This window comes from Mycobacterium sp. (assembly GCF_047975165.1).
In the GTDB taxonomy this organism is placed as follows: Bacteria; Actinomycetota; Actinomycetes; order Mycobacteriales; family Mycobacteriaceae; genus Mycobacterium.
Map to the genome: position 1 here is coordinate 23,882 of NZ_JBKECZ010000060.1, position 9,387 is coordinate 33,268.

General features: G+C 67.5%; 8 protein-coding genes. 1 reads left to right on the plus strand and 7 read right to left on the minus strand.

What is annotated here, in order from left to right; all coding sequences use genetic code 11:
• Positions 1–26 precede the first annotated feature (26 nt).
• The 7 genes from gcvH to ACK5M9_RS06720 all read right to left on the minus strand — a co-directional run bounded on the left by gcvH (position 27) and on the right by ACK5M9_RS06720 (position 7,299).
• Positions 27–431 (minus strand): glycine cleavage system protein GcvH, encoded by a 405-nt coding sequence (gene gcvH, locus ACK5M9_RS06690; protein WP_416892396.1) that lies wholly within the window; start codon positions 429–431, stop codon positions 27–29.
• A 34-nt stretch (positions 432–465) separates the two neighbouring features.
• Entirely contained in the window at positions 466–1,218 is a 753-nt protein-coding gene (locus tag ACK5M9_RS06695; protein WP_416892397.1) for a DUF881 domain-containing protein, read from the minus strand.
• A 73-nt stretch (positions 1,219–1,291) separates the two neighbouring features.
• Positions 1,292–1,624: a small basic family protein gene (locus tag ACK5M9_RS06700; protein ID WP_416892398.1), complete on the minus strand. Its 333-nt coding sequence runs from the start codon at positions 1,622–1,624 to the stop codon at positions 1,292–1,294.
• A 96-nt stretch (positions 1,625–1,720) separates the two neighbouring features.
• Positions 1,721–2,644, minus strand: a complete 924-nt coding sequence (locus tag ACK5M9_RS06705) for a DUF881 domain-containing protein (RefSeq protein ID WP_416892399.1) — start codon at positions 2,642–2,644, stop codon at positions 1,721–1,723.
• Complete coding sequence (locus ACK5M9_RS06710; RefSeq protein ID WP_416892400.1) at positions 2,637–3,257, minus strand: CDP-alcohol phosphatidyltransferase family protein; 621 nt, start codon at positions 3,255–3,257, stop codon at positions 2,637–2,639. The genes ACK5M9_RS06705 and ACK5M9_RS06710 overlap by 8 nt, the downstream gene beginning before the upstream one ends.
• 29 nt (positions 3,258–3,286) lie before the next feature.
• Positions 3,287–5,623, minus strand: a complete 2,337-nt coding sequence (gene secA2, locus ACK5M9_RS06715; protein WP_416892401.1) for an accessory Sec system translocase SecA2 — start codon at positions 5,621–5,623, stop codon at positions 3,287–3,289.
• Positions 5,624–5,646: 23 nt separating this feature from the next.
• A complete protein-coding gene (locus tag ACK5M9_RS06720; protein ID WP_416892402.1) occupies positions 5,647–7,299 on the minus strand; it encodes an acetolactate synthase in 1,653 nt (550 codons plus the stop codon).
• Between the two features lie 94 nt (positions 7,300–7,393).
• Here ACK5M9_RS06720 and ACK5M9_RS06725 point away from each other — a divergent pair, with 94 nt between their 5' ends.
• Positions 7,394–9,304, plus strand: coding sequence for an ABC transporter ATP-binding protein/permease (locus ACK5M9_RS06725; RefSeq protein WP_416892403.1), 1,911 nt, complete (start codon positions 7,394–7,396; stop codon positions 9,302–9,304).
• Positions 9,305–9,387 lie beyond the last annotated feature (83 nt).

Consider the following 9,387-nt stretch of genomic DNA (forward strand, 5'->3'; position numbering starts at 1 on the left):
CAACACGTCCCGGACCTTAGCAATTGTCATTCGGCCAATGTGTCCCGGTAGGCCTGTGCGTCGAGAAGCCCCGCGATGGCCGAATCCAGAGCGGCCACCTCAGCGCTGTCGACCTGCAGTTCGGCCAGCCAGCCGGCGCCGTAGGGATCGGAGTTCAGCAGTGCGGGGCTGCCGCCCAGGTCTTCGTTGATCGCCGACACCCTGCCGGTGACCGGCGCGTAGAGGTCGGACACCGACTTGGTCGACTCGACTTCACCGAAGGAATCGCCAGCGCTGACCTGGGTGCCGACATCGGGGAGCTGCACGAAGACGACGTCGCCGAGTGCGGACTGCGCGAAGTCGGTGATCCCGATCCGGACGGTGTCGTCTGCGCTGCGGCGAACCCACTCGTGCTCGACGGTGTAGTGCAGATCGGTCGGAATTTCGGTCACGGTGGTCCTGTCCTCGTCGGTTCGATGCCGTTCGTCACTTGACCGGCTGAGCGTATTGGCGTGCTTTCGGTTGTCGCAACGTGGTCACCTCGATGCGGTCGGCTTGCTGCGCGGACATCTTTCCGCCGACCCGCTTCACGCTGTCCTCGGCGCCACCGGGAATGTTCATCGCCGCCGCGAGCGTGGGCGGATCGCCTATCGCCAACACCGAATACGGTGGCGCGAACGGCTTGCCGTCGATGGTCAGCGCGCCGGGAGAGCCGGTGACCCAGGTGTCCACCCCAACGCGCACGGACTGGTGCCCGTCGTCGATCTCGATCGCCTCGGCGCCCGCTGCCCGCAGCTCGTTGATCACGTCCAGCATCACCTCGGGCGCCACCCCGGGAGCGGGGTCGGCGATGGTGACCCGAACACCCGGCCCGGTGGCACCCACCACGCCGGCGAGGATGGACAATGCGGCCAGCCTGGCCTGGGCGCTCTCGATCGCCGCCTGGTCGCTGTTGCCCGACGCCTGCAAGGCGTTGAGCGTATTGCGCAGATCGGTGACTTCGCCGCTCAGTAGCGCCTCCCGCTGCCGCAGCGAATCCAGCAGCACCAATAGGTCTGCCGGGCGTGCGGTTTCCAGGGAGTCGCCGGACTCGTTCTGGCGAACCTGGGTGACGACGGCGACCCCGGCCGCCAGGCACAGCAGGACCGCCAGCGTCCCGAACACCACTCTGGAGCGCCCGGTGCGCGGTTGCTTGTGACGTCCGTGGGGTGTCGCTGTCCGCTCGTTCGCGTTGGTCACCCCTGCACCCACTGTGCCACCCGCGTCTCCCCTGTCGCCGCCCTCCGGCCCCCTCACGTCCGGCCCCTCAACGTCAGGCACCGAACAGCCGTCGGCGCAAGGCCGCGGTATTGCCGAATATTCGGATACCCAGCACGACGATGATGGCGGTGGACAACTGGGTGCCGACACCCAGCTGGTCGCCGACGTAGACGATCAAGGCGGCAACCAGGACGTTGAACACGAAGGACACCACGAAGACCTTCGGGTCGAAAATTTCCTCCAGGTAGGCCCGCAGCCCACCGAACACGGCGTCCAGCGCGGCGACCACGGCGATCGGCAGGTACGGCTGGATGGCCTCGGGAACACTGGGATGCACCAGCAGGCCCAGCACGATGCCGACGGCAAGGGCGGCGATTCCGATCATGGGCGCGCTTTTCCCTTCCCTGGCTTCCCGGGCGCATTGCACGGGGTCGGCCCGAGCGTCTCCTCCGGTCCAACGATTATCACAGGATCTCTCCGACTACGGCTGGATCGGTTTGGCGAATTTGACGTCCCGGACCGCCCCGGCCGGCAGCGCCAGGCCGTCGCCGACGCCGACGCTGACACCGACGCCGTAAGAGCTCTCCAGCAACCTGAGCCGGCGCAGACCGGGACTCTGGTCGAACGCGTCGCGCATCGAATGGGGCGGCCCGATCGCGACAATGGTGTACGGGCTGGTCGTCGGGTTGTTGTCGACCAGGATCGCACCGCCGGCCTGCCGGATGGTGACGTTGGGGCCGATGCGTGCGCCGTCGACCGCAATGCCTTCGGCTCCGCTTGCCCACAGCGAATTCACGACGAGTTGCAGGTCCCGATCGAGCAGGATCTGCTGGCTGCCGGTCACCCGCTGCTTGGACGCGTCCGACAGATTAGGCCCGGCGCCCGGGTCGGTCACCGTCAGGGTCAGGCCGGGGCCGGTCACCGCGGTGTCCGCCGCCGCCAGGTCCAGTGTGTCCAGGCGGTTCAACAGTCGCCGGCCTTCTGCGTCGCCGGCGAGGGTGATCCGCTGGACCTCGTCGACTTCTGCCGCCAGCGTGCTGCGCTGCCGGGCAAGGGCGGTGGCGCCGGCCTGGGTGGACCGCACGTTGGCGGCCAGCAACTGCTGGGCCGACCGCATGCCCGGGGCGACCGAGCGGGCCTGGGCGACGCCTGCGGCGAATACGGCGGCCACCAAGGTTGCCGCCAACGCCTGCCACAACCAGCCGGATACCGCCCGCCGGGGATTTCCGGATTCGCTGCGCCGCTTCTTTTCCGCGGCTGCCATGGCATATCCGGGGTCGAGGTGTTCGGACAGCAGCGATCGCAACAACGTCGGCACCGGAAGGTGTTGCCGCCGGGCGGTGGTGTCGGCGCGGTATCCGGCGTTGGGGTCGTATCCGCCGAGCATCCGATCCGGCTCATCCACGTTCGCCCGCCTCCGGTGTGACCGGGGGGTGTCCCACCCTGGGCATCCGCCGCAGCACCAGGACCATCTGCACCATGTACAGCACGAATGCCCACAGGTACATATACAGCCCCCAGATGAGAAACGCCCACCCGCAAGCTCCGACGACGCGACTCCACTGCGCGTCGTACTGGCCCAGCAGCACCAGCGGGAAGCCCGACATCAGCGCGAAGGTGGCCGCCTTGCCGACGTAGGTGACCGGCAGCGCCGAGAGTCCCCGGCCGCGCAGCAGCGGCAGGGTCGCCGCCAGGGCCGCGTCCCGGGCCAGCAATGTCAGGACGAACCACCAGGGCGCCATCCCGCTCATCGCGAACACGATGGGGACGGTGATCATGTACAGGCGATCGACCGCCGGGTCGAGCAGCGCGCCGAGCCGCGACGACTGGCCCATGACCCGGGCGATCTTGCCGTCCGCCCAGTCGGACACGCCGCTGAACATCAGGATCGCGACCGCCCAGCTGTGGGTATGCGACACCAATAGCAGATAAACGAACACCGGAATGAGTGCCAGCCGCAGCAGGCTCAGCACGTTGGGCACGGTCAGCACCCGGTCCCGCGCGGGCGTCGGCTCCATGAGCGGTGACCTTAGTGCGACGATCAGGTTCAGCGGAATACGCCCGGCAGGCTCAGCGTGGACAGGGTGTCGTCCGACAGCGGGTTGTCGTTGACCATGTAGGTCCACGTCGAGGTCGGCCGGGCCAGCTTGGACAGGTCCAGCCCCTGCTCCTCCCCGAGGACATCGGCGGTTTCGAAGGTTTGCTGGGCGGCCTCGATCGCGTCGGCGGCCAGCGACGCGAACGCGTCGACTGCCAGCCGGTGGAATTCATCGAGTGGATTCTGCCGGCCGAGCGCGCGCAGGTGGATGCTCTCCCGGATATCGGCCAGATACGCCAGGTGATCGGCCCAACCGCGATCGAGGTGGTAGAGCATGATCAGCCGGCAGGTCTTCTCCAGCCGGGATTCGGCATCGTCGGCGGGTAGCGTGCCCAGCAACTCCTCATACCGTTTGGGGGCCAGTTCCTCGAGTTCCTCCCGCGCGGTCGCTGTCCGCAGCAGTGTGTTGCGGCGCTCTACGATGATCGCGCGCTGCTGGGCGATCAACTGGTTGTACCGCCAGGTGTTCGCATGCACATCCAGCATCCGGCCCTCGGCAACCCGCTGGGCATGGTCGAGCAGCCCCGCCGCCTTGGGGCTGACCATCCGGCCATCCTCGTCGGTCTGGGTGGGCAGCTTGTTGGGATCGAGATTCGCCGCGACGACGTCGTCCTCCCAACTGGAGAAGAACACCGACGAGCCGGGGTCACCCTGGCGGCCCGCCCGCCCGCGCAGCTGATTGTCCAGCCGCTCGGTGTGGTGGCGGCCGGTGCCGACGACGTGCAGGCCGCCCAATTCGGCGACCCTGTCGTGGTCGGACTCGTCGGACCCGCCGAGCCGGATGTCGGTGCCGCGTCCGGCCATCTGGGTCGAGACGGTGACCACGCCGTATTTGCCCGCCTCGGCGATCACCTGGGCCTCTTCGGCGTCGTTCTTGGCGTTGAGCAGCACTGCCGTCGCGCCGCGACGGGTCAGTCGCTCGTGCAGATCCTCGGATTCGGCGACGTCGTGGGTTCCGACCAGAACGGGCTGCCCGGTTTCGTGCACCTCCACGATGTGCTCGACGATCGCATCGTTCTTGGCTGCGGCGGTGATATAGACCCGGTCGAGCTCGTCCTCGCGGACGTTGGGGGTGTTCGGCGGAATCGGCGAGACGCCCAGTTTGTAGAACTGGCGCAACTGTTCGCCGGCGGCCAGCGCGGTGCCGGTCATGCCGCATACGGTCGAGTAACGGTTGACCAGTGCCTGGATGGTGATGGTGTCGAGTACCTCGCCGGTCTCGGTGGTCTCGATACCCTCTTTTGCCTCGACCGCGGCCTGCAGTCCGTCCGGCCAGCGCTGCAACGCCGCGATGCGGCCGCGCGAGGAGTTGATCAGATGGACCGCGTCGTCGCGCACGATGTAGTGCACGTCGCGCTGCAGCAGCACATGCGCGTGCAGCGCCACGTTGACCTCGGTCAGCGTGGTGACGACGTGTTCCTCGGAATACAGGTCGATGCCGCCGAGAGCCTTCTCGACCTTGCGCGCCCCGGCCTCGGTCAGGTGGACGTTGCGGCTGTCGGAGTCGGTGTCATAGTCGGCCTCGGACTTCAGTCTGCCGACCAGCTCGATGATCTCCAGGCGCGGCGTCTCGCGGTGGGTGGTACCGGCCAGTACTAGTGGTACGAGGGCCTCGTCGACCAGCACGGAGTCGGCCTCGTCGATGAGTGCGACATCGGGGTTGGGCGAGACCAGGTCGTCGACGTCGGTGACCAGCTGGTCGCGCAGCACGTCGAAGCCGATCTCGTTGATCGACGCGTAGGTTACGTCGCAGCCGTAGGCCGTCCGGCGCTCTTCGCTCGTCGACTCCCCGGTGATCCAGCCGACTGTCAGGCCCATGGCCTCGATCAACGGTCCCACCCACTGCGCGTCGCGGCGGGCCAGGTAGTCGTTGATGGTCACCACGTGCACGTGCCGGCCGGCCAGCGCGTAGCCCGCCGCCGCGATGGCGCCGGCCAGGGTCTTGCCCTCGCCGGTGGCCATTTCGATCACGTCGCCGGCCAGCATGCGCAGCGCGGCGAGCAGTTGCACGTCGAAGGGACGCAGGCCGGTCGCCCGCTCGGCGGCTTCCCGGGCGATCGCCAGGAACTGCGGGATGTCGGTGGAGTCGGCGAGGTTGCCGAGGTCGAGCAGGCCGCACGCCTTGCGCAGCTTGTCGTCACTGAGGGCGGCGGCATCCTTGCCGTATTCGTCCGAAGCGGTCACCACCGACAGCGAGCGGTCGCGGTCCGTTTCCGTGCTGGCACCGAGCAGACGCCAGAAACGGCTGCTCAGCCGGCCGGGTTGGGAGCGGATGGTCTTGGGCACAGCCCAACGGTACGCGACCGGGCTCAGGCCAAATTGGATCGGCGCGGGTACGCGACGTTCGGATCGGTCAATACGTTGACGACGGCCGGCAGGCCGCTGGCGAAGGCTCTTTCGAGGGCCGGGCGCAGTTCATCGGGTGCGCTCACCAGCTCACCGTGACCGCCCAGCGCGCGTGCCACCTCGTCGTAGCGGGTACCCGGCCGTAGTTCGGCCACCACGGAGTAGCCGTAAAGCGCCTCCATCGGGTGTTTCTCCAGGCCCCAGATGCCGTTGTTGCCGATCACCGATACGACGGGCACGTTGTGCCGGACCAGGGTGTCCCATTCCATCGCGCTGAACCCGAACGCGCCGTCGCCCTGAAGCAGCACTACTTGCCGCTCGGGATGCGCGATTTTGGCCGCCAGCGCATAGCCGGGACCCGATCCCAGACAGCCGAAGGGGCCGCTGTCCAACCAGCACCCGGGCCGGTAGCTGTCGATGACGCGCCCGGCGTAGGAACCGAAATCGCCGGCGTCGATGACGACCACCGCGTCGCGTTCCAACAGCGGGGCGAGCTCGGCGTAGATCCGCATCGGGTGCAGCGGGGCCCTATCGTCGGCCAGTTCGGCTTGTTCGTGGTTTCGTGTCGCCGTCTCGGTGCCGCGGAGTTCGTCGATCCAGTCCCGGTGATCGGCTGAGCCGACTCCCGCCAGGTCGGTCAGGGTTGCGGTGAGGTCGCCGTAGAGTTCGGCGGCAACCCGCCGCGGATGGTCACGTTCCGGGCGGACGCGGTCGACCACCACAAGCTGCGTCTGCTCGCCGAACACGCCGCCGAAGCCCAGCCGGAAGTCCATCGGCACCCCGACGATCAGGGCGGCGTCGGCCTCCTTCAGGGCTTTTGACCGTGCCCGGGAGAAGGCCAGTGCGTGATCGGCCGGCACCGCGCCGCGGGCCATACCGTTCATCAATACCGGGATTCGCCGCGCTTCGGCCAACCGCAGCAGCGCCGACTCCGCGCGGCCCCACCAGACATTGGTGCCGGCCATGATGACCGGTCGCTGCGCTCGTGACAGCAGGTCGGCAGCTGTGTCCAGCGCGTCGGCATCGGCGGTGACGGCGGCCGGGGGCACCGTGAGGGCGCCGGGGGCGCCGGAATCCTGCGACAACGAGAACACGTGGTCCATCGGGAAGTCGACGAACGCCGGGCCGGACGGTGCCCCGACCGCCGCGCACAACGCCTGGTCTACCAGCCGTCCCGCGTCGTCGGCCGACTGTGCGGTAGCGGCGAAACGGGTCAGCGGTGCCACGAACGGAACATGGTCGATCTCCTGCAGCGAGCCCATCCCCCAGCGCGCTGCCGGTGCCCGCCCGCCCAGCACCACCAGGGGCGACTGGTTCTGTTGCGCGGCGGCTATCGCGCTCATCCCGTTCGTGACGCCCGGTCCCGCTGTCAGTGCCGCGACCCCGGGCACCCGGGTCACCTTGGACCACCCCTCGGCGGCGAAGGCAGCGGCCTGTTCGTGCCGGGTATCGACGAGCCGGATTCCCTCCTCGCGACAGCCGTCGTAGAGGGAAAACAGATGGCCTCCGGACAGCGTGAACAGGGTGTCGATACCGCTGGCCTTGAGCCGGCGGGCGATCAGCCGGCCCGCGTGCAGTGGTTCGGCCGAGGCCCCGGCGGCGGTCTTGTCGCTCATATCGGGAGCCTATCGACACGCTTCGGGTACCTTCCCCAAAGGACTTCCGCTCCGCATCCGCTCAGAGCGCCTCGACCGTCAGGAGACGACACCAGTGGGCCCCAAGCCGTTCACGACCTCAATCGACTGGGCGCACACACTGCCGGATTCGCTGTGGTGGACGGCCAAGGCGTGGGCGATCAGTGCCGTCTGCGTGTTTGCCGTGCTGGTTGCGCTCCGCTACCTGACACCGTGGGGCCGTCAGTTCTGGCGGATCACCGGCGGGTACTTCACCGGGCGCCGGAGCATCCGGGTGTGGGCGATGGTGGGCGTGCTGTTGCTCTCGGTGGTGGTCGCAGTTCGCCTGAACGTGTTGTTCAGCTATCAGGGCAACGACATGTATTCCGCGTTGCAGAGCGCCGTCCAGGGGATCGCATCCGACGATGACGTTGTCAAACAGTCTGGTGTGCACGGGTTTTGGATGTCGATCGGCATCTTCAGCATCATGGCGGTGCTGCATGTGACCCGAGTGATGGCCGACGTCTATCTGACCCAGCGTTTCATCGTGGCCTGGCGGGTGTGGCTGACCGATCACCTCACCGTCGACTGGCTGGACGGCAGGGCCTACTACCGCGACCTGTTCGTCGACAACACGATCGACAATCCCGACCAGCGGATCCAGCAGGACATCGACATCTTCACCACCGGAACGGGCAACGGGCCGAATCAGCCGGCCAACGGGACCGCCAGCATCCTGCTGTTCGGCGCCGTGCAGTCGGTGATCTCGGTGATTTCCTTCGCCGCGATCCTGTGGAACCTCTCGGGCACCCTGACTGTCCTGGGGGTTTCGGTCCCCCGGGTGATGTTCTGGACGGTGATCGTCTACGTGCTGATGGCCACCATCATCTCGTTCGTCATCGGCCGTCCGTTGATCTGGCTGAGCTTCCGCAATGAAAAGCTCAATGCCGCTTTCCGATACGCGCTGGTGCGGTTGCGGGACGCCGCCGAGGCCGTCGGCTTCTACCGAGGCGAGCGGGCCGAACGTGCCCAGCTGTCAAAGCGTTTCAAACCGGTCATCGACAACTACCTGCGCTACGTCAACCGCAGCATCGGTTTCTACGGCTGGAACCTGACGGTCAGCCAGACCATCGTGCCGCTGCCGTGGGCGATCCAGGCGCCGCGGCTGTTCCAGGGGCAGATCAACCTCGGTGACGTAACCCAGACCGCGTCGGCGTTCGGCAACATCTCCGACTCGCTGTCGTTCTTCCGTAATGCCTACGACTCTTTCGCCTCCTACCGGGCGGCGATCATCCGGTTGGACGGGCTGGTCGACGCCAACGAGCAGGGGCGTGCGCTGCCGTCGGTGCTGATCAGTCCGAGCGTGGACGGCTCGGTGGAGATTCACAACGTGGAGGTACGTAAACCCAACGGCGACAGTCTGATCGACCCACTCGATGTCCGGCTGGAGCCGGGCGGCTCGCTGGTCGTCACCGGACCGTCCGGTTCGGGCAAGACGACGTTGCTGCGCAGCCTGGCCGAATTGTGGCCCTTCTCCTCGGGGTCCCTGCACTGCCCCGGCGGCGACAACGAGACCATGTTCTTGTCGCAACTGCCCTACGTGCCGCTGGGCGACCTGCGTTCGGTGGTGTGCTACCCGAATTCGCCGGACGAGATCGCCGATGCCGAGTTGCACGACGTGCTGACGAAGGTGGCGCTGGCCCCGCACATCGAGCGGCTGGACGAAGATGAGGATTGGGCCAAAGTCCTCTCGCCGGGTGAGCAGCAGCGCGTCGCCTTCGCCCGCATCCTGCTCACCAAGCCAAAGGCGGCCTTCCTCGATGAAGCCACCTCGGCGCTGGACCCGGGTCTGGAATTTGCGCTGTATTCGCTGGTGCGCTCGGAGCTGCCGGAGTGCATCGTGGTCAGCGTGAGCCACCGGCCCGCCGTCGAGCAGCACCACCAGCGGCAGCTCGAATTGCTCGGCGGTGGCCAGTGGCGGCTGGGGCCGGTCGGCGCCACTGCGTAGCTCCTGCACGTTCACTCTGCACTCAGGGCGTAGTCCACTCGCACTTTCGCGCCCTCGGTGCAGAGTCAGTGCCACCGCCGCCC

Coding starts and splice junctions, on each gene's coding strand:
- ACK5M9_RS06700 (WP_416892398.1), bottom strand. CDS start 1,624: ATGATCGGAATCGCCGCCCTTGCCGTCGGCATCGTGCTGGGCCTGCTG.
- ACK5M9_RS06710 (WP_416892400.1), bottom strand. CDS start 3,257: ATGGAGCCGACGCCCGCGCGGGACCGGGTGCTGACCGTGCCCAACGTG.
- ACK5M9_RS06720 (WP_416892402.1), bottom strand. CDS start 7,299: ATGAGCGACAAGACCGCCGCCGGGGCCTCGGCCGAACCACTGCACGCG.